The organism is Acidithiobacillus sp. AC3, from assembly GCF_050261095.1.
In the GTDB taxonomy this organism is placed as follows: domain Bacteria; phylum Pseudomonadota; class Gammaproteobacteria; order Acidithiobacillales; family Acidithiobacillaceae; genus Igneacidithiobacillus; species Igneacidithiobacillus copahuensis.
Genome location: NZ_CP189838.1, coordinates 740,516 through 759,986 on the forward strand (window position 1 = coordinate 740,516; position 19,471 = coordinate 759,986).

Annotated in this window: 21 protein-coding genes and 1 pseudogene; 16 read left to right on the top strand and 6 right to left on the bottom strand. The window is 54.9% G+C overall.

The window, feature by feature from the left end; genetic code table 11:
* Positions 1 to 57: 57 nt before the first annotated feature.
* Genes ACQAYK_RS03800 through ACQAYK_RS03825 form a run of 6 tightly spaced genes read left to right on the top strand, consistent with a single transcriptional unit; the run spans position 58 to position 5,518 of the window.
* Positions 58 to 1,644 carry an MFS transporter gene (locus ACQAYK_RS03800; RefSeq protein ID WP_483167899.1) on the top strand — a complete coding sequence of 529 codons (1,587 nt, stop codon included), beginning with the start codon at positions 58 to 60 and terminating at the stop codon, positions 1,642 to 1,644.
* Complete coding sequence (locus ACQAYK_RS03805; protein WP_483167900.1) at positions 1,641 to 3,080, top strand: efflux transporter outer membrane subunit; 1,440 nt, start codon at positions 1,641 to 1,643, stop codon at positions 3,078 to 3,080. The genes ACQAYK_RS03800 and ACQAYK_RS03805 overlap by 4 nt, the downstream gene beginning before the upstream one ends.
* Positions 3,073 to 4,230, top strand: a complete 1,158-nt coding sequence (locus tag ACQAYK_RS03810; protein ID WP_483167901.1) for an HlyD family secretion protein — start codon at positions 3,073 to 3,075, stop codon at positions 4,228 to 4,230. Before ACQAYK_RS03805 ends, ACQAYK_RS03810 begins: the two co-directional genes overlap by 8 nt.
* Positions 4,231 to 4,244: 14 nt before the next feature.
* Positions 4,245 to 4,625, top strand: coding sequence for a DUF488 domain-containing protein (locus tag ACQAYK_RS03815; protein WP_483167902.1), 381 nt, complete (start codon positions 4,245 to 4,247; stop codon positions 4,623 to 4,625).
* A gap of 2 nt (positions 4,626 to 4,627) precedes the next feature.
* Positions 4,628 to 5,149 carry a hemerythrin domain-containing protein gene (locus tag ACQAYK_RS03820; RefSeq protein WP_483167903.1) on the top strand — a complete coding sequence of 174 codons (522 nt, stop codon included), beginning with the start codon at positions 4,628 to 4,630 and terminating at the stop codon, positions 5,147 to 5,149.
* Between the two features lie 21 nt (positions 5,150 to 5,170).
* Positions 5,171 to 5,518, top strand: a complete 348-nt coding sequence (locus tag ACQAYK_RS03825) for a hypothetical protein (RefSeq protein ID WP_483167904.1) — start codon at positions 5,171 to 5,173, stop codon at positions 5,516 to 5,518.
* A 10-nt stretch (positions 5,519 to 5,528) separates the two neighbouring features.
* On the opposite strand, the gene ACQAYK_RS03830 is transcribed toward ACQAYK_RS03825, so the two are convergent.
* From ACQAYK_RS03830 to ACQAYK_RS03840, 3 genes are all read right to left on the bottom strand, one after another.
* A complete protein-coding gene (locus ACQAYK_RS03830; protein ID WP_483167905.1) occupies positions 5,529 to 6,374 on the bottom strand; it encodes a DNA-3-methyladenine glycosylase 2 in 846 nt (281 codons plus the stop codon).
* A 151-nt stretch (positions 6,375 to 6,525) separates the two neighbouring features.
* Positions 6,526 to 6,972 (bottom strand): biotin/lipoyl attachment domain-containing protein, encoded by a 447-nt coding sequence (locus tag ACQAYK_RS03835; RefSeq protein WP_483167906.1) that lies wholly within the window; start codon positions 6,970 to 6,972, stop codon positions 6,526 to 6,528.
* Positions 6,969 to 7,427, bottom strand: a complete 459-nt coding sequence (locus ACQAYK_RS03840; protein WP_483167907.1) for a hemerythrin domain-containing protein — start codon at positions 7,425 to 7,427, stop codon at positions 6,969 to 6,971. The genes ACQAYK_RS03835 and ACQAYK_RS03840 overlap by 4 nt, the downstream gene beginning before the upstream one ends.
* Positions 7,428 to 7,525: 98 nt before the next feature.
* On the opposite strand from ACQAYK_RS03840, the gene ACQAYK_RS03845 reads away from it, so the two are divergent.
* Complete coding sequence (locus ACQAYK_RS03845) at positions 7,526 to 7,768, top strand: thioredoxin family protein (protein WP_483167908.1); 243 nt, start codon at positions 7,526 to 7,528, stop codon at positions 7,766 to 7,768.
* A 33-nt stretch (positions 7,769 to 7,801) separates the two neighbouring features.
* Here the strand turns inward: ACQAYK_RS03845 and ACQAYK_RS03850 are convergent, their stop codons facing one another.
* Both ACQAYK_RS03850 and ACQAYK_RS03855 read right to left on the bottom strand, forming a co-directional pair.
* Positions 7,802 to 8,788, bottom strand: coding sequence for a 2Fe-2S iron-sulfur cluster-binding protein (locus ACQAYK_RS03850; RefSeq protein ID WP_483167909.1), 987 nt, complete (start codon positions 8,786 to 8,788; stop codon positions 7,802 to 7,804).
* Between the two features lie 66 nt (positions 8,789 to 8,854).
* Positions 8,855 to 9,319: a globin domain-containing protein gene (locus ACQAYK_RS03855; protein ID WP_483167910.1), complete on the bottom strand. Its 465-nt coding sequence runs from the start codon at positions 9,317 to 9,319 to the stop codon at positions 8,855 to 8,857.
* A gap of 143 nt (positions 9,320 to 9,462) precedes the next feature.
* On the opposite strand from ACQAYK_RS03855, the gene ACQAYK_RS03860 reads away from it, so the two are divergent.
* The 9 genes and pseudogenes from ACQAYK_RS03860 (at position 9,463) to ACQAYK_RS03900 (ending at position 17,882) form a co-directional block, all read left to right on the top strand.
* Entirely contained in the window at positions 9,463 to 10,149 is a 687-nt protein-coding gene (locus ACQAYK_RS03860) for a Crp/Fnr family transcriptional regulator (protein ID WP_483167911.1), read from the top strand.
* Positions 10,150 to 10,456: 307 nt separating this feature from the next.
* A complete protein-coding gene (leuC, locus tag ACQAYK_RS03865) occupies positions 10,457 to 11,866 on the top strand; it encodes a 3-isopropylmalate dehydratase large subunit (RefSeq protein WP_483167912.1) in 1,410 nt (469 codons plus the stop codon).
* Entirely contained in the window at positions 11,863 to 12,012 is a 150-nt protein-coding gene (locus ACQAYK_RS03870; protein ID WP_348550546.1) for a hypothetical protein, read from the top strand. Before leuC ends, ACQAYK_RS03870 begins: the two co-directional genes overlap by 4 nt.
* Before the next feature lies 1 nt (position 12,013).
* Complete coding sequence (gene leuD / locus ACQAYK_RS03875; RefSeq protein WP_483167913.1) at positions 12,014 to 12,643, top strand: 3-isopropylmalate dehydratase small subunit; 630 nt, start codon at positions 12,014 to 12,016, stop codon at positions 12,641 to 12,643.
* A 50-nt stretch (positions 12,644 to 12,693) separates the two neighbouring features.
* Positions 12,694 to 12,872 (top strand): annotated as a pseudogene (locus ACQAYK_RS03880) (transposase domain-containing protein); the annotation flags it as partial.
* A gap of 334 nt (positions 12,873 to 13,206) precedes the next feature.
* Entirely contained in the window at positions 13,207 to 13,428 is a 222-nt protein-coding gene (locus tag ACQAYK_RS03885) for a hypothetical protein (protein ID WP_483167914.1), read from the top strand.
* 661 nt (positions 13,429 to 14,089) lie between these two features.
* Positions 14,090 to 14,977 (top strand): phosphoribosyltransferase-like protein, encoded by an 888-nt coding sequence (locus ACQAYK_RS03890; RefSeq protein WP_483167915.1) that lies wholly within the window; start codon positions 14,090 to 14,092, stop codon positions 14,975 to 14,977.
* Positions 14,974 to 16,947 (top strand): ORC-CDC6 family AAA ATPase, encoded by a 1,974-nt coding sequence (locus ACQAYK_RS03895; protein WP_483167916.1) that lies wholly within the window; start codon positions 14,974 to 14,976, stop codon positions 16,945 to 16,947. The genes ACQAYK_RS03890 and ACQAYK_RS03895 overlap by 4 nt, the downstream gene beginning before the upstream one ends.
* A gap of 2 nt (positions 16,948 to 16,949) precedes the next feature.
* A complete protein-coding gene (locus tag ACQAYK_RS03900) occupies positions 16,950 to 17,882 on the top strand; it encodes a hypothetical protein (RefSeq protein ID WP_483167917.1) in 933 nt (310 codons plus the stop codon).
* A 179-nt stretch (positions 17,883 to 18,061) separates the two neighbouring features.
* Here ACQAYK_RS03900 and ACQAYK_RS03905 read toward each other — a convergent pair whose 3' ends face one another.
* Positions 18,062 to 19,318: an N-6 DNA methylase gene (locus tag ACQAYK_RS03905; RefSeq protein WP_483167918.1), complete on the bottom strand. Its 1,257-nt coding sequence runs from the start codon at positions 19,316 to 19,318 to the stop codon at positions 18,062 to 18,064.
* Positions 19,319 to 19,471: the final 153 nt, after the last annotated feature.

Below are 19,471 nucleotides of genomic sequence, written 5' to 3' on the forward strand. Positions count from 1 at the left end.
TGGATTTGGACGCATCATTGTTCTTGGTCTTCGCGGGGTGCTAGACTGCAAAGGCCTATGGAATTTCGAAGAGTGTACCTGCGGGTGCTTCGCAATTGTTGTCGAGGCCATCCGGATGCCTTCTTGGGCGTCAATGCAGCCGTTCTGACGGGATATTTTCTGGTTCTCCTGAACGGTGGTGCCTACTTGCCCATGGTGCCGCGTATCATCGCCAGTTTTGGCCGCAATATCGTTTATGGCGTGTGGACACAGGATCTGTATTTTTTTGCTGTGGCCAGTGCTTTTCTCGTCGCGCCCTGGATGCGACAGCATTATGATGCACGAAAGGCTTTGCTTTTTTGTTATGCGATATTTTTTCTTGCATCTGCGCTCAATTCCTGGACGCAAAATTATACAGTATTCCTAGCCGCAAGAATCGTTTCCGGCCTTGCTGGAGGGTTGAGTATTCCGCTGTCTTTGCCTCTCCTGTTGCGAGGCTATCGACAACGTACCCGCCATTATGCCTTGCTGATCTGGGGTCTCCTCGCCGTTACGCCGTTCGTTCTTGGTCCATTCCTTGGCGGGTGGATAGACGACCGTTGGGGATGGCGCTGGCTGTTTTTGCTAGATCTCCCGATTCTCCTGTTCTGCTTTCTCGGTATTTTGCTGTGGCAGCGTCCGGTGGCAAAAGTGGAAAAAAGGCAAATGGACTGGTGGTCTTCTGCCCTTTTGTCATCTGCTCTCCTTTTCTGGGAGATGGCTCTCAATCTTGGCAGCAAGGATGATTGGTGGCGTTCCTCTTCGATTCGTGCGCTGGCCATTGCGGGGGTGATCATCTTTTTCGTGTGGATCCTGCGCAAAATCCCGAATCGTTCTGGGGCGTTACAAAATTTTCCTAGCATTCAGCAAAGCAACGCGGGTGTGGCTGCTCTTGGGCTACTCGTATCGGCGGTCGTCTTCCAAGGGCTGATGGCGCTTTTCATCATTCATTATCAATTGAGCTTCCAGTACAGCGCGCGCGCCGTTGGAGAGATATTCCTGAGCATGGCTGTTCCTGCCTTTTTCAGTGTCGTCCTGGGCCACTGCCTGCGCGGTAGAATTGACCCGCGTTTTTGGGTGGGGATCTCGATGTCTTTGCTGGCAGTCTCCGCCTTCTGGTTGTCTTCCTATAACCTTCCAACCACTCCCCAAAGCCTGGACCAGCCCCTCGCTCTTGCGGGACTGGCATTGGGTGGAAGCTTTGCCGGTTGGACGCGGATAGGTGCTTGGGGCCTGAGTGCCACACCTGCAGAAGGCATGATGAGGATGCTGAGCTCTCTGCAGGCGCTGGGACAAGCCATGGGCATTCCCATCATCATTGGACTGTGGGGAAGGCGTTTGTCACTGCACCGCCACTTCCTGGTGGAGGTACAGGGCAGCAATCTGCAGGCTTGGAGCAGGCAGCTCAGCCTACTCAGCAATCGCCTGGGCAGTCTCGGTGCCGAGAAGATATTCGCCGCACGGGTGCATGAGCAGGCCGCCATGCTAGCGTTCAATGAGATGTTTTTTCTGGCCGGTTGGGTCTTCCTCGCCTTGGCGTTCTTGGGCCTTCTTGCCCGGCGCCCGCAGCCCAGCGGTGAGTCGCAGGCCGAGACTATGACGGCGGTCGGGTTGGCAGAGCCATGAGAAAGCAGCTCTTGCTTCTGGGTATGACCTTGGTGTTTTCAGCCCTCGCTGCCTGCGCGCGCATACCGAAGCATCTACCGCAGAACCCGGCCTTTTCTCCCCAAAGCCTCGTGTTTTCGCAGCGCGAAATGTCGTCGGCGGGCTCTTGGCCGCAAGCAGATTGGTGGAAAGCCGCAAAGAGTCGCCAATTGGACGAACTGGTGGCCGCCGCCTTGCAGCAGAATCCCGAACTGCACGCGGCCGGGGCCAGGGTGCTCTACGCCGAGGCCCAAGTGACCCGCGCCCACTCCCGTCTTCTACCCCACTTTGCAGCGGGTTTTCAGCTCACCCAGCAGTATTTTTCGGTGCAGGGCTTGCACTTGCAGGCCAATGGCACGAGCAATACTTTTGCCGAGTTCAATCCCTTGCTCCTGCAGTACCACGTCGATTTGTGGGGGCGAGATCGGGATCTGGTGCGTGCCGCGCGCGGCGATCTGGCGATGAGCCAGGCGGAAGAGGCGGACGCGCGCCTGCTCGTGAGTTCTGCCGTGGCTGTCCATTACTTTGCCCTGCGGGGAGACGAAAGCCTGTTGCGTGCGGAGTTGCGCCTACGGGCCTGGCAAAAACGCGCACTAAGCGTGGCGCAGGCCGGGTTCACGAGTGGTTTGCAGTCGGCAACACCGCTGCACGAGGCGAGCACCAGTTTGGCCCAGTCAGCCGAGCGCATCGCGCAATTGCAGGCCGCCGTCGCTGCCGAACGCCACGCCATCGCCGCCCTCTGCGGTCAAGGTCCAGGCGTGCAAATTTCCGCCGCGCCTTCGTCGGCGCAAGCTTCGCTGCCCCTTGCCGGCGTGCCTAGGAATCTTCCCTTGAATCTGCTCGGGCATCGCCCGGACATCGTCGCGGCGCGCTGGGCGGTGGAGGCAGCGGCAGCACGGGTGGGAGCGGCAAAGGCGGCCTTCTATCCCAATATCAATCTGCATCTCCTGGCGGGCTGGAACAGCATCCATCTGGCAGATCTTTTCGACCCGGCCAACTTTGCCCATGCCTTGGGGCCGGCCATTACCCTACCCATCTTCGAAGGCGGCACCTTGCGTGCTGCCCTGCGGGCGCAGAATGCGGTCTATCTGGCGGCGCAGGACCAGTACCAAAATCGCATCCTCCAGGCCTTGCGACAGGTCGCCGACCTGTTGAGTACCCGCCGAGCTCTGCTGCGCCAAGAATCTGCCCTGGCGCATGCCGAGCGGGCGCAGCGTGCCCAATGGCATGTGCAGGAGACAGCTTGGCAAAGCGGTTTACAAGATGGCGGCACGCGGATCCCAGTGCGGATCCGTCTGATCCAGTTGGAAGAGCAGGAAATCACTCTCCAGACCGCAGCTTGGCAAAACTGGGCACTCCTGGAGTCCGCCTTGGGTGGAGGGTATTCCGCTACCACAAAAGTGCATCCGCATGACTGAAGAAAACCAAAATTATTCTCCCGCAGCCGCTCGAAGAAAGCGGAATTTTCTGATCTTTTTTCTGGTGTTGTTACTGGTCGCGGGCTTGTGGGGGCTGTGGTGGCTGTTGATCGGCAGCCGGCGCATCAGTAGCAATGATGCCTATGTGCAGGGCAACATCATCCCCGTCCAGGCGCAAACCGCGGGCACTATCCGGCAGGTATTGGCAGAAAATACCGAGTATGTGCATGCCGGACAGCTGCTGGCGACGGTGCAGGGAGATCGCAGTTACCTGGCACTACGCCAAGCCGAAGCAACCTTAGGAAAAACCGTACGCCGCCTGCGCCAGAGTTTTTCTGAGGTGGACAAGGTGCAGCAGACCTTGCAGGCGCAAGGCGCTCAGTTGCAAAAACTCCAGGGAGATTTGGCACGTTACCAGAAAGCGGCCAAGGGAGACGCCGTAGCCAGCATCCAGATCAGCAACACCCAGGCCGATATTCGCGCCCTTCAGGCGCAGATGGGGGCAACCAAGGCACAACTGGCGGCTGCTGCGGCGGTCGTGGGCGGGACTACCTTGCAGAGCAATCCCAAAGTACAGGCGGCGGTGGCGCATCTGGAGCAAGCCTATATCGCCTGGGCACGGCGGAATCTGCGCGCGCCGGTCAGCGGCTTTGTTGCCCAACGCGCCGCTTACCCCGGCCTCATGGTCCATTCCGGCGAATGTCTCTTTACCGTGGTTCCCCTGAATCAACTCTGGGTGGTCGCCAACATCAAAGAAACAGAAATGGCGAGGGTGCGACCTGGTCAACCGGTGCGCCTGACCAGCTATTACTATGGTTCTGGCGTCGTCTATCATGGTGTGGTGCAAGGGCTGCTGCCGGGTGCCGGCAGTGCCTTTGCCATTCTGCCGCCGGAAAATGCCACCGGAAATTATATCCATATTGTTGAGCGGGTACCGATACGCATCGCTCTACCCGTCAAGGAACTCGCCGAGCATCCCCTGCGCCCGGGCTTGTCCATGCTGGTGCAGATCGACATCGCCCGGCATGGAAAAGGCGTACTCCAACCGGTCACCCAAACTCCCATCCAGGGCTACCAGACTATGCTCTACGGGAGGGAGATGTCAGAGGCCCAAACGCTGGCCAGCAAGATTATTGCGCAGAATGCCTGAGCGAGGAGGATTGCATGCAGAATTCCATACACATATTGGCCTGGCGTGTCTATGATCGGCCATTCCCTCCTGGATATCGGGTGCTGGCGGAACGCTTGTGGCCACGAGGCGTGCGCAAGAGTGACCTGGCGCTCGACGCCTGGCCCAAGGATCTTGCGCCCAGCACGGAATTGCGCCAGTGGTTTGGGCATGACCCGGCGCGCTGGGAGGATTTTCGCCGTCGCTACTGGAGTGAGTTGTCGGGGCATCAGGAGGCAGCCGTCCAGCTTCTTGTCGCGGCGCAACAAAGTCCTTTACTCCTGCTCTATGCCGCCCACGACCCAGAACACAACGGTGCTCTCGTGCTCCAGGAGTTTCTGGAGCAGTTGCAATCCTCCGCTTCCGGGGAGAAGTGAACATGCTGAAAATTGGCGAAAGTACCCCTTCTTTTCGCGAACCTCTCGCGCTGCTACGTGCTTGTCACCAACGTATTCTGCGCCATTGTGATACCTTGGAACGAATTCCTGCACATCTGGCTTCCGTTGGTGTCGACGCGCAGGCGGTCGAAGCGGCGACCAGAATCTTGCGGTACTTTGACGAGGCAGGTCCGGCACATCACGCCGATGAAGAGCAACAACTGTTTCCTTGGCTGCGGTCACAGCCTGCCTGTGCAAAGGATGTGCAGGAAGTCTTGCACGAGCTGAGCAAGGAACATCGACAACTGGAAAAGGCCTGGCACGATCTTGCCACGGACTTGCGTCAACTCGTCGCAACCCGAAGATACTCCAATTTACGCTGGGAGCCCTTCGTTTCCTTGAACCGTCGCCATGTGCAGATCGAAAATGACGATATTTATCCCCTGGCGGAGCGGCTCCTGGATCCGCAGACTGCCGCCGAGCTGGGAGCCGCCATGGCGGCACGTCGCTCGATACGGGGGTGATGCTTGGACACAGGTAGGCACGTGCTGGTGCGTTCGGATCTCCTGGAAGCATGGGGAACCGGCGAATTTTATCCCCGATTGACGAAGGAATTGTTGGCTGGCGATCTCTTGTTCGCAGCTCTGCAACAGGCGCTCACGCAAGGGAGTGTGGCTTTGCTGGACGACCTGCATTTTCTTGAGTTGCGCCGATGGGAGGACGCAGACGCCTTCACGCTCCAGCTGCAAGTGCTCTATCGCAGTGCAATCCCGGGCTGCGCCTGCCCTGGGGACCCAGATCCGGAGAACGAACTGCAGGAAACAGCACGATTGTTGATCCGAATCGACCGCCGACAACAACGGCTCGAGCTACAGTTGCAAGAAAGCGAGTAGACCGCCCGCGCTACCGGGAGGACGAGTCGTTCGCAAAATGCCCCTCTCGATCCAGTCGTCGTAGCAGCATGAGCAGATATAGCAATCCCTCATAGGGATGCCAGCGGCGCACCCGCTGCAGAATCTCGGCATAGCCTGCCTGGGCATTGTCCTCACCCAGCCAGGCAAGCAGGCCCTTACGCGCGCCTACGTCATCGGCAGGGAAGATCTCCAGGCGCCCCAGCGCGCGCAACATCGCATATTCCGCCGACCATCGGCCGATTCCGGGAATGTTCAACAGGCGTTCCCGGATATTTTCCAACGGCAGGCCACGCCATTCCCGTTCGACCAATTCACCAGCGGCTGCCCGTTCGGCAACCTGATAAATCGCCCGGATCTTCTGGCGGCTGAAGCCCAATGTCCGCAGGGCGGCCGGCTCTTGCAGGAGTATTTGTTGTGGACTGGGGAAGGCAAGCGGCCCTTCTGGGGCTTTGGTATCGCACAGCTGGCACAGACGGTTGAGCAGAGTGATGCCCACCAGCAAACTCACCTGCTGACAGGCAATGGCGTTTACGAGCCCTTCGAAGAGAGAGGCAAAGCGCGGCGGTCGGAATCCTTCATAGCGAATCGCAACTGGCCCCAACACGGGATCCTGCAAGGCATGTTGATAAAACTGCCGGAGGTCTTGATCAAAACCCAGTATCCAGGCCAGTTGATTGCGCAGCCATTCGATGGCTTCTGGGCTATCGGGACCGGCAAGAATTCTCCCCACCAGCACAGGCGTTCTTCCCTTTCCCTGCTGCCGAAGCTGAATGGCCAGGGGTTTGCCCTGGTAGGTAAAGCAACGTCGGTAACTGTGTTCTTCCCACAGATCCATTTGGTTGCGCTCCTGACGGCGCAAGGCCCATATCGTCAGGTCGAGGCGAAAAGCTGCGGATGCTGGTAGGGAGAAATCCGTCATCGGCTGTCATATGCGCTGTGTTTGCAAGCGCCGTATTGGTCGAGGAGAAGAACCCACGGGCCCACTATCAATCGGAACAGCGCATGCATTGCACGTCATAGCGCTGAATCCAAGCTTGCAGTGCCTCGATGGCGTCGAGCCCCGTATGCAAGGTGTCCAAAGCGTGTTCTGGATCATCGGCGCGTATCTTGGCGATCCAGGCATCTCCATAGGGGTCGATATTGATGAGGTGCGGATCGTCGATCAGGATCTCATTTCGCTCGAACACTTCCCCAGCAAAGGGGACTGGCACACCACCAGCCCATTTGCCACTTTCGAGGGTTGCTACATGACGGCCTGCAGCAATTTGGGTACCAACTTTTTTGATTCGCGCTTTCTGCAAACGCCCGGACATGGTTTGCGCGGGATCAGTGACGCCAACAGTAAAAATACCTTCGCCTTCAGGGCGTACCCAGACATAATCCAAATCATAAAAGAGTTCTTCCGGCAGCTCACAGCCACGAAATTCGCTCATGAATGTGTCTCCTGCAATGTTCGCAATCGCTGTATGGCGTCTGCTCCATGGTCAGATAACGCCTCGGCAAGATGTGGATACAACTCCGATTCCTCTTTTGCATCATGCTGTTTGAGTATGGTTTGCACGGTGCTAAGCAAATCGCCAAAATCCTCGGCATTCTGTTGATCGATGGCTTCGGCCATTTCCAGAAAGAACATTTTTAGGTCACTATGACCTTTGCGCAGCAAAGCCGTCAAAGCATGCTCCTCTCCACTTTCCCAGTTTTCGAAGGCAGGAAAAAGGAACTCTTCCTCCACGCTCATATGACCATCAACGATGCCTTTGCGAAATGTTTCCAGCTCCGCAGCCGCATCTGACCATCGTCCTTCACTCACGGCCTGGGCGCTCCTCTCTAAAAGTTTGTCCAGGCGTTCATGATCCGATTGCATGACCTCTGCAATGTCTTCGTTCATAGTCCATTTCTCCTTGTGAATGGAAACTGCTTACTGGATATGCGAGTCCGTTTAGGGTATTCTTTCCAACGTGGATAGGCAAACAGAGTGCAATTCTCGTGAAGGTACAGCTTCTGGTATCCAAATGGTGTCCCACTTGTCCCCAGGCCGAGAAAATCTGGCAGGAGGCGGCGCAGAAACGACCAATGGACTTGGAAATCCTAGATGTGGCCGATAAAGCAGGTCGGGAAGTTGTAAGTCGACTGCGTATCAAGACCGTCCCGGCCGTGGTCATCGACAACCAGTTGAAAACGGTTGGCGCGCAACCTCTGACAGAAGTTCTGCGACTACTGGACGCCTGAAGCGCCAGGCTTCTGCCTTGCGCGCGGGCCAGGTCAGGCGCTGGGGCTGAAGCTATCGAAGTGGATCTGTTCATGAGGGACTCCGTGGGAGAGCAAGAGATCCGTGACGGCTTCCACCATCCCCGGGCTGCCGCAGAGATAAACTTCATGTTCTTGCCAATGGCCTTCCGCAGCCACCGCCGGCAAAAGACGCCGAGGACCCGACCAGCGCAGAAGTTCCGGATCGGAACAGGATACCGACAAACGCAGTTCGCTCCGCTCCTGCCGCAATTCTTCGAGTACATCCAAGTGGTAGAGATCGCGCCGGCTGCGCACCCCGAAAAACAGTGATGTTGACCGTTTCCAGCCGAGTTTGCGGCTTTCCTCGAGAATGGCTTCGATGGGAGCAAGGCCCGTCCCGGCGGCAATGCACAGTAACGGTCGCTCATTCTCCGTCCGTAGGTAAAAATCTCCTTGCGCGCCAGAGAGAACAATTTCATCGCCGATCTGGGCGCGGGTAAAGAGCCACTCGGAGAATTTTCCGCCCGGTACCCTGCGGATATGAAAGTGCAGGCGTTGATCCTCGCGCGGCGCATTCGCCATGGAGTAGGAACGCCAACCATTTGTTTCTCCTGGAATCTTCAATCTCGCGTATTGTCCTGCCCGGTAGGGATAGGGGCGATCGCATTGGATTATGAGTTCCATGACGGTTTCCCCCAACAGACAAAGACTCTCGACTCGTCCCTGCCATTGCTCTGCAGTATCTATCATTGCTGCGATGCGTAAGGAGCTACGTGGCTGCGCTTTACACAAAATCGCTTTACCGGACGCGCGCTCTTCCGGCGTCAATAATAAAGGCATGAAAGGAAGCTGGGTGATTTCTCCCTCCAGAATTGTTCCTTTGCAATCGCCGCAGGAACCATTGCCGCAACCGTGATGAATGGCGATTCCCTGCTCCAGTGCGGCCTCGACGATGCTTTGGTCTTCTCGGATCCGGAAACGAGTTCCGGAGGGCTCGAGGACTATTTCGTGTTCGATCATGTGCTGTCCTACCTTCCAGGAATCATCAAAAGTGCGGTCGCCAAGCGAGTTGGCGACCGCAAGATTTCAGGCAACTGCAGGAGATACGTCGTCCAGAACGAGAGGAACATAGCGTTCCGGTGCCATCGCTTCGGCGGCGGCCTGAATACAGATGCTTGCCGCCAGGTTGTAGGCCTCGATCCACGACTCCGCCATTTCCTGGGTCCAGGCCGGCCCCAGAAAATGCTTCAGGGTCAGCAACAGGCTTTTCCCCACGATGGGATAGTGTTCTGGCCGAGTATCGTATTTTATATGGCCGATCCCCAGTTCTTTCAGATAAGGAACCAGCATCTCCGTGTTATCGATATTGCTGGCGATCAGAATCACCGAGTTGAAGAGTCGCACCCGCTGCTCGCTCATATCCCCTGGGAACATCTTCCGGACTTCGGGATAATGGCTGAACATGGTATCGTAAAAGTGCTGCGCAACCTGTACTCCCAAATCCTGTGCTGCCTTGCCGCTTTGCTTGATCAAATCGATGTTGATGGTCATTTTGGAGTCTCCCGAATGCATCTTGCCCAATTGGCGACTGTGAGTATCTGGCTTCGTATCGGTGGCTTCCTTGATCTTGGTCAAGATTTTTCGTCGTATCCGAAGGTACTCCAAGGCAGGTGCCGAGTGTCGGGAGCGGAAGCATGACGGAAGACCTTTTGCCCTATGCTGCCCGACTGCGACAGCAGGCGCTTTTCGCAGTCTGGTCGCCGCCCCAGTTGGAGGCGTTGCTCGGCGAATGTCGGCTCCATGCGTGCGAGAACGCAGAGTTGCTGTTCATCGAAAAGGATCCAGCGGAACAGTTTTACTTTTTGGATGCCGGAGTTGTCGAGTTGCTGAGTACGAGCGCTGAAGGCAAGGAAAAGGTGGTCGAGATCATGCAAGCGGGCGACCTCTTTGCGGAAGCTGTAGCGTTCATGGGGGGAAGATACCCGGTCACGGCCAGATGCCAGGGGAAAACCAGAGTGTTACAGATCCCATTTTCGCCATTTGTCGGTATTCTTGAGGGCGACCCGCGTCTCATGCGACGCATCCTTGGGCAATTGAGCATGCGGCTTCATTTTCTGGTCAAAGAGATTCGCATGCGCAGCATCGAGTCTGCCGATACAAGAATATGCAATTATTTACTGGAATTGTCGGATGCCTCAGAAAAAACCGACCGATTCCAGCTACCGGCAAAAAAAGTCAGTGTCGCTGCCCGATTGGGGGTAACACCAGAAACCCTCTCTCGTGTTCTACGCAGGCTGAAAGAAGCTGGAGCTATCGATATGCGAGATAAAACCATCACTGTCCTAGACCGCCGTAAACTTCTGGAGGTAGGGTTACGATAAGAGGTAATTGACCATTTTGTCTCCGGTCGGAACTTGTGGTTCTTTAAAAATATGAACGACTGCTTCCGCTGCAAACCTGTCACTCACCGCCGCCTCAATCCAACCATAGTCTGCACGAATCAGAGCCACTGCGAAAGCCTTATGTCAACCAGATATTGCACAGGACGGGCACCTGGATCCTCGCCGATTTATGGTCGCATTCCAACCCTAGTTTGCAAATAGCCCCTTAAAAAAGAGTAATGGAATACGTTGACTGTGTGTTACGGCGGAAATCACTGATCTCCTAAACGCCATCAAGGGGAAAAATATGGCAGGACAAACCCTCTACGACAAGCTCTGGGAACAGCACCGCATCCTTAGTGAAGAGGATGGGCGTACCTTGCTCTACATCGATCGGCAGCTGCTGCACGAAGTCACCAGTCCACAGGCCTTTGCTGGCCTGCGCGCGGCGGGGCGCAAGGTCTGGCGCGTGGACGCGAACATCGCCACTGCCGACCATAACGTGCCGACTACGGACCGGGCGGCTGGAATCGCCGATGAAACCTCCCGTCTGCAGGTCGAGACCCTGGATCGCAATTGCGCGGAGTTCGGAATCGAAGAATTTGGCATGCTCGATCGACGCCAGGGGATCGTCCACGTGATTGCGCCGGAGCAGGGTTTGACCTTGCCCGGTATGACCGTGGTGTGTGGGGATTCCCATACCGCTACCCACGGTGCTCTGGGGGCGCTGGCCTTTGGTATCGGTACCACCGAGGTCGAGCATGTGCTCGCCACCCAGTGCCTGTGGGCGCGCAAGTCGAAGAACATGCGGATCTGGGTTGATGGAACGTTGCCCGTGGGGGTCAGCGCCAAGGATCTGGTGCTGGCCATTATCGGCAAGATGGGCACTGCCGGAGGCACGGGCCATGCCATCGAGTTTGCTGGTCCGGCGGTCGAGGCGCTTAGTGTCGAAGGGCGGATGACCGTCTGCAACATGGCCATTGAGGCCGGCGCACGGTCGGGAATGGTCGCCCCTGACGAGGTGACTTTCGCCTACCTGCAGGGCCGGCCTTATGCCCCAGAGGGCGAAGATTGGCAGCGTGCCGTAGCCTTCTGGCGTACCCTGCACACGGATGCCGACGCGGTTTTTGACCGCGAGCTGCGTATCGATGCCCGTACCCTCGTGCCGCAGGTGAGCTGGGGCACCAGCCCAGAGATGGTGCTCGGGATTGATGCCCGTGTTCCCGATCCGGCCAATGCCCCCGATCCCGTGCGTCAGGAGGCCTGGACTCGGGCCTTGGCCTATATGGATCTGCGTCCCGGCACGGCCATCAGCGAGATCCCGATCGACAAGGTGTTCATTGGCTCCTGCACCAATGCGCGCATCGAGGACCTGCGGGCAGCCGCGGCGGTGTTGCGCGGCAAGCACAAGGCAGACTCCGTCAAGGCAGTATTGGTGGTCCCGGGTTCGGGCCTGGTGAAACAACAGGCCGAGGCCGAAGGGCTGGATCAAGTCTTTCTCGCTGCGGGCTGTGAGTGGCGGGAACCGGGCTGCTCCATGTGCTTGGCCATGAACGCCGATCGCCTGGAGCCGGGGGAGCGCTGTGCGGCGACGTCCAACCGCAATTTCGAGGGCCGCCAGGGAGCGGGTGGGCGCACCCATCTGGTCAGTCCGGCCATGGCCGCCGCGGCCGCCGTGGCGGGGCATTTTGTTGACGTACGGCAGTGGGACGCGTGAATACCCGCCTCCTCCTGTTGCGAGCAGCCTTGCTGCTCTTCAGTTGTGGGCTGACGGAATTGGGTGCCCTTGCTGCGACGCGGGCCGCCGCCAATGAAGTCGCTGCCGTCGAGTATGTCGTTCTCAAGCGTTTGGAGAAATCCTGAGATGCAAGCTTTTACTGTGGTCGATTCGCTCTTGATCCCCCTTGATCGGGCCAACGTCGATACCGATGCCATCATCCCCAAGCAATTCCTGAAGACCATCGAGCGCCAGGGTTTGGGCAAGTTTCTTTTTTTCGACTGGCGCTACCACAATGGCGACCTCCTCGATCCGAACCCCGATTTTGTCCTGAATGACCCCCAGTTGCAGGGTGCCCAGGTTCTTCTGGCACAGCAGAATTTTGGCTGTGGCTCAAGCCGCGAGCATGCGCCTTGGGCGTTGGCGGACTATGGGATTCGCGCGGTGATTGCGCCGAGTTTTGCCGACATCTTCGCCAATAATTGCGTACAAAATGGGATCCTGCTCATTAGCCTGGAGCAGGCCCAGATCGACGCCCTTTTTGCGGCTACGCAGCGGACACCTTTGCGGGTACATATCGACCTTGCGGCGCAGGAGCTACGCAGCGACGATGGGCAGTACTACGCTTTTACGATTGCGCCAGGGGCTAAACACAAACTCCTGCATGGCCTTGATGATATTCAGATGACATTGGCACACGCCGCTGCCATTCGCGATTACGAAGCGCAACGCCAACAAGAGATGCCGTGGTTGTTTCGCGAGGTGCACCATGGCTGAGCACCATGGGCTCATATCATAGGTGGGAATGCCACCGAGCGAAGGCTTCCGGTGATGACGCTGGCCGCAAACGGGCAGCGTCCGTCTATACCCTGATCGAGATCTGCAAGTTCAACGGGATAGAACCATTCGCCTACCTCTGCGATGTGCTGGAAAAGTTCCCAACTGGCCGAACCGCTGTCTGCACAAACTCCTGCCCTTCCACTGGGAAAAACCCGGCGTAACGTGACCGCCTACCCCTTGGGTAGGTGGGTTGGCTAAGCGCTTTCGATGGAGCTACAAAAGAGGATGCACCAGTCGATTCCACAGCAAGGGCGATGGTTACGGCAAGTGGTGACTGGATTCTTTGCCTACCATGCGGTGCCGACCAATAGCCGGAGCCTGAGCGCCTTTCGGCATCATATCGTCGGCCTCTGGCGGCGCACGCTTCGGCGGCGAAGCCAGCAAGACCTGACGCGATGGGAGCGGATGGCACAAATTGCTGATGCGTGGCTACCAGAGCCGCACGTTCTTCACCCGTGGCCCGGCACGCTTTGTCGCCAAACACCCAAGGTGGAAGCCCAGTGCGCGAATCGCGCCCGCCGGGATCTGTGCGGCGGGCGCTCAGTAATGGGCAATCCCTGCGGCACCGCGTTGCCACGGTTCGTTGGCGTTTTTTTCAAACCCCGGCGCGCATGATCCGCAATGCCGGCACCTGGGTGCTGAAAATCAGCACTTTCTGCCATGAGTTCTTTACCGCAGTCCGGGCGCACAGCGCCACAACAGCCCTGGATCCCTCCTCGTAATCTTGGGGCAAACCGGCAATCAGCGCGCCGAATCCCATCGGTGCAGGAGTCGACTGCCCAGCACCCGGAAAAATCGCCAAAATCCATCGCCAGCAGAGCTCAACCAGAGTCCGAATGCGCTCTGATCCAACACAACCGACGCGACACCCCGTAGCAGGCCAAGAAATCCGCCCAGCAAGCCACCAATTCCCTGGGGCGCCAAAAGCAATCGCGGGATTTGGGTCATACTGCGCGCTTGACAGCATTAGCGATTTTAGCGAATCTACGTATGGTTTGTAAGACGTCGACTGCCGAAGTATCGCGATCATGGATGCATCTTCACACATCTAATGGACTTAGCAAAGAAGGAACAGTAGTCTGATGTGACCACCGAAGGCCTAGGTCGGGCCAAAAGTTGTCGCGGGATTTAGTATGTTACGCCGCCTGCAAGCATTCTGGCTAGGCACGGCGATACGACCACTTTTAAGGCTGCAAAAAAATGTCCGCAACGCTTGCAATTACGCGCCCACGAAAACTTCATGACCATGACCTATTATGCTGGGCAATCAAATCAAGGGATACCCACTTTAATTGTCGACAATCTATCTTTGAAGCACGTGACAGATAATGAATGATTTGACAACAGGCATGCAGTAGGTCTTGGCGAAGATTGAGAATAGGTATGGAGCAAGACGAACGGCTTTTTATTGAAGGCGCCAAGAGAAGAGTGGAGCAGCTAATTAGGCAAAAGGTCTGGCAGGGCATAGATCAAGCTCGGTTTCGATCTTGGTTCGAACAGTTTGAAAGCCGGGATTGTGAGCTGCTCGGAGCGTGCTTGCTTGATAACCTCATTTTTCGTAGTCGCGAACAGGTCGAATCGCTAATCAAGGCAGCGATGACTAGCTCGGAACTGATTGGGCCAAAGGCTCAGACTGATGATGAGATAGTTGTTGCGCTCCGAGGTCGAAAGGATCCACATGTCCGCCTTAGTCCTGTAATTCGACTAGATCAGCCGCCAACTAAAAGCGGCCCTTATATTTTGCGTAGATTAGCAAAGTCTTTACATCTAAATGAAGGCTGGATGTCTTGGCCGCAACGCCTTTGTGATGAGCCTGTCTCCGTCAATATGATTATCTTGGTGGACGATTTTTGTGGCACTGGTGAGCAGTTCTCCGAGTTTGTTAAAAAAACGGGATTTTTGGAGTTTATGAATAGTCGCTCAGACTGCCGCATCGCTTATGTAACTGTTGCTGCTCACGAGAAGGGAATGGCAAGGATTAAAGAACTATATCCGAAGATCGAGATTATTGCTGGAGAGGTACTTAATAATGAACACCATTTTTTCGATGGCAATGTAATCAAACGAATTAAGGTAGATCTGGTCAATGAACGATTGAAAACAGACTACGATAAAATCGCTAGAGAAGTCGATCTTGGTGGTCGCCGAATTGGTCCGATGGGTTTCGATGGGCAAGCCCTTTCCTATGCCTTCGAGCATGGTACGCCAAATAATACCTTACCGATTTATTGGTATCAAAACGAGCAGTGGAGCTCTTTGGTGGATCGATGAGCGACAGGACGACGGTAGTAGCACACGCATTCGCAAAAAATCGGGCCGAGGAGCTAGGTTTCGATCTATGGAATGAATTTGTTATGCCACTGTACTTCAATCAACTATCACTCGACGAGGTACGTAAGCCGATCGTTTTCGAAGGTGGTCGTGGTTGCGGTAAAACGACCTTGCTGCGCTACCTTTCTTATGCGACTCAGTTGAGCGAAAAGCGGGAACTAAAACCCGAGTCGTTGCCAAAACAGATAGGCCTGTATTTGCGAGCAGACACTCAATATATGCGCACTTTCCGGGGAGACACGCTCACTAACTCCCAGTGGGAAAAGGCCTTTGAACATGATCTATGCCTCTCCATAGTCTCGGAGTTTCTCGGCGCCTTGAAACTGCTTAACAGCGGGCCCCGTCGTGTGTTCTTTGAAGAACTCCATAACCTTGACATGTCGGCGTGGGGAGATTTCGATAGCACGGCGCCCAGCGATCTAGAGGGATTGACACGTCATATTCGGTTGCTACAAAACAGATTTGCCATGTGGCTGAATAATCCTGAAGACGAGGGAAAGCCACAATTTTTACCCATGAAGCGGGTAATTCTAGAACTGATCGGTGCTGTCCAAAGGCAGGTCCCTTACCTGACAGAAATAGTGTTCTTCGTTTTTATCGATGAATATGAGAATTTACTAGATTATCAGATGCGGATAATTAATACACACATAAAGCACTCGGAGGCACCGCTAATCTTTCACATTGCGACTAAGCGCAACGGCATGGCGACGAGAGAAACACTCAGTACTGAACGCCTGCAAGAACGCGATGATTTTCGCAGGTTCGATGTCGAAAAACATTTAGAGAGTGATTTCCCCCTTTTTGCTGCTGAGTTGTTCTGTTTTAGACTCCGAAAGAAAGGAATCCGTATCGGATCTGAATTGATAAACGAGGGCTTACTGTGCTCTATTGAGGGGCTTGGGGTGCGCCGTACTGACGAGAAGTATCGGTGCGTTACCCTTGAGGCGGCCCGTAACACGTTACCAGAGATCAAGGGACCACGAGCCGCACTGTATGTTTTAGAAGATAAGACGCTACGCAACCGTCTCCAGAAGAATCTGGAGGCAGCGCTGAGTCTATCGGGCTCGAAATTGAATCCAGATCGGTTTATCCGGTGCGAGGCGGCGATGGAGTCGATTTGCGTTCCTGCGTTACTTCATCAAGGAAAGAACCCGGAGGCGGTACTGGAGGAACTCGATAAGGCTGCTGCCGGTCAGTCTTCGAAGTTTAAGACGAAAGAATGGGTGCACCATTATTTTTTTGGCAGTATATTCTACTTATTCCTGCCGGTACAGCGACCTTGCATCCTCTACGCAGGATTTGAATCCTTTCTTAGTCTGGCAAAGGGCAATGTCCGGCATTTCCTTGAGCTCTGCCACCTGTCAATGATGGGCATGGCAGTGACTTCAGACGGCGATATAAATCCTGTCCCACCGGAAGACCAGGCGAAAGCGGCGCTAGCAGCGAGCGCACTATTTGTGAAGGAGACTCAAGCGTCCGGAGACTATGGTAATAGGTTGTTCTATATAGTAAATACTCTCGGTAAAATCTTTCGGCTCTCCCAATCTCGGCCGTCTCAAAGCGAAGCTGAGCGCACCCACCTCGCTATTACTCGCGGCGATTTAGACGAAAATTCAGGGATATTACTGTCGGAATGTGTAAAGTGGTCAGTGTTGTTTGTCGTGCCGGAGACCAAGGTCAAGGAAACTCGACTGGAATCTGAGGAATATATCTTCAATCCCATCTATGCTCCGTATTTTGGGATCTCATATAATAAGGGACGCAAGCTCGAGATTAACGCGGAGCAAGCCAAGGAGTTATTGACCGGGACCCGCGATGAGATGGGCGAACTTGTCAAAGAGTATCAGAAGAACTGGCGCCTTGGGGACCCGGACCAGATGTCTCTGTTTGAGGCGGATTCGCAGTGAGAGTGAAAACCATCTCCTCGCCGTCCTCGGAGGAGTTATATGGCTTCGACAGCATGCGATGGGATATCGCTTTCCACGGTGCAGGGATTGATGACCGCAGTAAAAATGCGGTGGGTATTATCACGTCCAAGGCCAGCGAATCTGTTGAGGCACAGTTCTGTGCTGAACAGCCAGACCGCTTGCTGATTAATGGCAATCAATGGGCACAACGCCGAGCCTTAGTTGATCAGATGCGCAGCAAGCAGCGTGTGGTATTCGAGACAACATCTCTAGGCACTGTCGAAGTATTGTTTCTTTTGCGGGCTGCAAAGGCCGCCGACCTCCGATCGGTAGACTGTATCTATGTAGAACCGCGCGACTACGCGAAGGATATCTACTTAGACTCATTTTGGTCACGCGAATTTTCCTTAAGCGAAAACCGTCGGCTCGAAGGCGTGCGTGGGTTTGCTTGCAAACTAAGTGAACTTTCCAACCAAGATGCGCGTCTAGTGGTATTCCTTGGGTATGAGGCTTCTCGTCTGGCCGCTGCCTGTGAGCAAGAAGATGCCTTAGTTGGTTGGAAGAAATATGCTGTTTTTGGCGTACCAAGCTACGCGCCAGGTTGGGAGATGAATGCGATTGCGAACAACATAGATGCACTTGAGCGCCACAAGTTTGATAGCATCCGTTACTGTTCCGCTTCTAGCGTGAGTGGTGCTTTTGACCTGCTAAACTTGATCCACGCTGATGGCCGTCGCGAGAACCCCCATACTGTCATCGCTCCATTTGGCACCAAGCCGCATGCTATCGCGACGGCAATGTTCTTAGTTGAAAACTCAAACTATCAGGCATCCTCGCTGCTATATGATCATCCTGAGAGGTCAGAAGGGCGGTCATCAGAGGTGCGTCGCTGGCATCTCTACCATATTGACTTATCCTCCGCACATGGTGACTAGATCGATTTGAGTTTGGAAGCGAAGAGCGGTATGTGCAAAATATCCTGCATGGTGATCATATCCGCGTAACCCCCTTTTTTGCGCTGGTTGGTCATGTGGAAAATGCCAATGAATCTCGCCCTCGATATGTCCGAAGCATGTTAGGAGATGGCATCTTTATGATGTCACTATCCCAGCATTTAGTTAATATTGTTTACTGTATTTGGAGCTGAAAATAAAGGCATTAACAACAACTCCCTTTTTGTTAGCACTGTTGCGCATACGCCTTTAGAAATTGATTCAAGCCAGCTAGAGAAGCCGGGGTGCCTGAACGAGGCTATGACTTCGCGCCTGCACCGCTTTGGAACTCGAATTCTGAAGATATGATCGGTGATCTCCCCAGACCCGGAGCGCACAATCACCGGTGTCCAATTGACCCTGGTCCCAGTTCGTGGCAACAAAATATCTCCTGGCTCCGCGAGGATAGGTGCTCCCGGCCTAGAGACAATGTCGGCAGCGGGGCTGAATGTTGAAAGATGGAGACCTCCGTGCCTTGCCTGCCGCAGACTTGATGTGTGAATAACGTCGAGATGTAATGTTGCCGCTTCTCTTCTGGAAACTCTTCCGCGCGTAATAGTCACGCCCATTTCGCCTATTGTGGGAACATTTGTCGGAATCTGAAGCCTTCCTTCGTGGTAACGAGCATCAAGACGCTCCCCTGGGTCAATAGGACCTCGGTATATTATCAGCGTTTCATTACCGCACGCACTGTAACGACAGATATCTACTTCTGTAGATCCATTAATGGCTGTATCAATCACCAAAAGGGCTGTTCTCGCCTCAGTAAAACTGAACGTTTGTGCTGGAATTTCTGTGACAGATTTTACGGCATACTCCGTCATTAGTGCTTTACGATATTGAGTATAGATGTCCCCATCCACAAAGCCGATTGGCATCACGACAGCAACAACACCTTTCAGCGCCTTTGCTACTAGCAGCGATCGTGCCAAGAAATACAATTCTGATCGCTTGATACCCAGCTTGCTTGTTACACTAGGAAATGCCTTGGCTATCAGTTCTAGGGCAACTGTTGTTGGCTCCATCTCCGTGAAGGGGGGGTTGCCGACTACCGCAACATTTGTCAATGGCAAATTAAATTTTTCAATAGCGGTGCTTAGTCCATCTGCATTGATTAGGCGCGCAACGGGGAGCGTCTTTGAAGATACCGAAAAAACTCCCGAATCAATCTCGAATCCACAAAGAATGGTATCCGGGTTCCTTTTATAGACAGCTGTTAGTAGCGCGCAATCCCCAGCTGCCAAATCCACTACCGCCTCAACAGCCACGGGAAGTTGGTTCGCAATAAAGTCCGCTACATGATTTGGCGTCATATATTGACCCAACCTCTTTCTCGAGATGGATCGTTCTATACGCGGACCTGCCATTTGTTTCTTCATGTCGATCTTCCTCTAACAGGCTGCGGAAAAACCCTGCGATAAAATCTGCGAGGCACCCTGATTTTCTCGAAAAACGCGGTCTGAAGGCACTTCTAGACGGCCTTTGTGCGGCTTTTCCAGTCACTTTGCTCGATTTCCCGAGCTCTGTCCGCA

Excerpts from the sequence above, each read along its gene's own strand:
- leuC (WP_483167912.1), top strand. The coding sequence starts at position 10,457 with ATGGCAGGACAAACCCTCTACGACAAGCTCTGGGAACAGCACCGCATC.
- ACQAYK_RS03850 (WP_483167909.1), bottom strand. The coding sequence starts at position 8,788 with ATGATCGAACACGAAATAGTCCTCGAGCCCTCCGGAACTCGTTTCCGG.
- ACQAYK_RS03905 (WP_483167918.1), bottom strand. The coding sequence starts at position 19,318 with ATGAAGAAACAAATGGCAGGTCCGCGTATAGAACGATCCATCTCGAGA.
- ACQAYK_RS03860 (WP_483167911.1), top strand. The coding sequence starts at position 9,463 with ATGACGGAAGACCTTTTGCCCTATGCTGCCCGACTGCGACAGCAGGCG.
- ACQAYK_RS03895 (WP_483167916.1), top strand. The coding sequence starts at position 14,974 with ATGAGCGACAGGACGACGGTAGTAGCACACGCATTCGCAAAAAATCGG.
- ACQAYK_RS03840 (WP_483167907.1), bottom strand. The coding sequence starts at position 7,427 with ATGAACGAAGACATTGCAGAGGTCATGCAATCGGATCATGAACGCCTG.
- leuD (WP_483167913.1), top strand. The coding sequence starts at position 12,014 with ATGCAAGCTTTTACTGTGGTCGATTCGCTCTTGATCCCCCTTGATCGG.
- ACQAYK_RS03815 (WP_483167902.1), top strand. The coding sequence starts at position 4,245 with ATGCAGAATTCCATACACATATTGGCCTGGCGTGTCTATGATCGGCCA.
- ACQAYK_RS03855 (WP_483167910.1), bottom strand. The coding sequence starts at position 9,319 with ATGACCATCAACATCGATTTGATCAAGCAAAGCGGCAAGGCAGCACAG.
- ACQAYK_RS03835 (WP_483167906.1), bottom strand. The coding sequence starts at position 6,972 with ATGAGCGAATTTCGTGGCTGTGAGCTGCCGGAAGAACTCTTTTATGAT.
- ACQAYK_RS03890 (WP_483167915.1), top strand. The coding sequence starts at position 14,090 with ATGGAGCAAGACGAACGGCTTTTTATTGAAGGCGCCAAGAGAAGAGTG.
- ACQAYK_RS03820 (WP_483167903.1), top strand. The coding sequence starts at position 4,628 with ATGCTGAAAATTGGCGAAAGTACCCCTTCTTTTCGCGAACCTCTCGCG.
- ACQAYK_RS03805 (WP_483167900.1), top strand. The coding sequence starts at position 1,641 with ATGAGAAAGCAGCTCTTGCTTCTGGGTATGACCTTGGTGTTTTCAGCC.
- ACQAYK_RS03830 (WP_483167905.1), bottom strand. The coding sequence starts at position 6,374 with ATGGATCTGTGGGAAGAACACAGTTACCGACGTTGCTTTACCTACCAG.
- ACQAYK_RS03810 (WP_483167901.1), top strand. The coding sequence starts at position 3,073 with ATGACTGAAGAAAACCAAAATTATTCTCCCGCAGCCGCTCGAAGAAAG.
- ACQAYK_RS03800 (WP_483167899.1), top strand. The coding sequence starts at position 58 with ATGGAATTTCGAAGAGTGTACCTGCGGGTGCTTCGCAATTGTTGTCGA.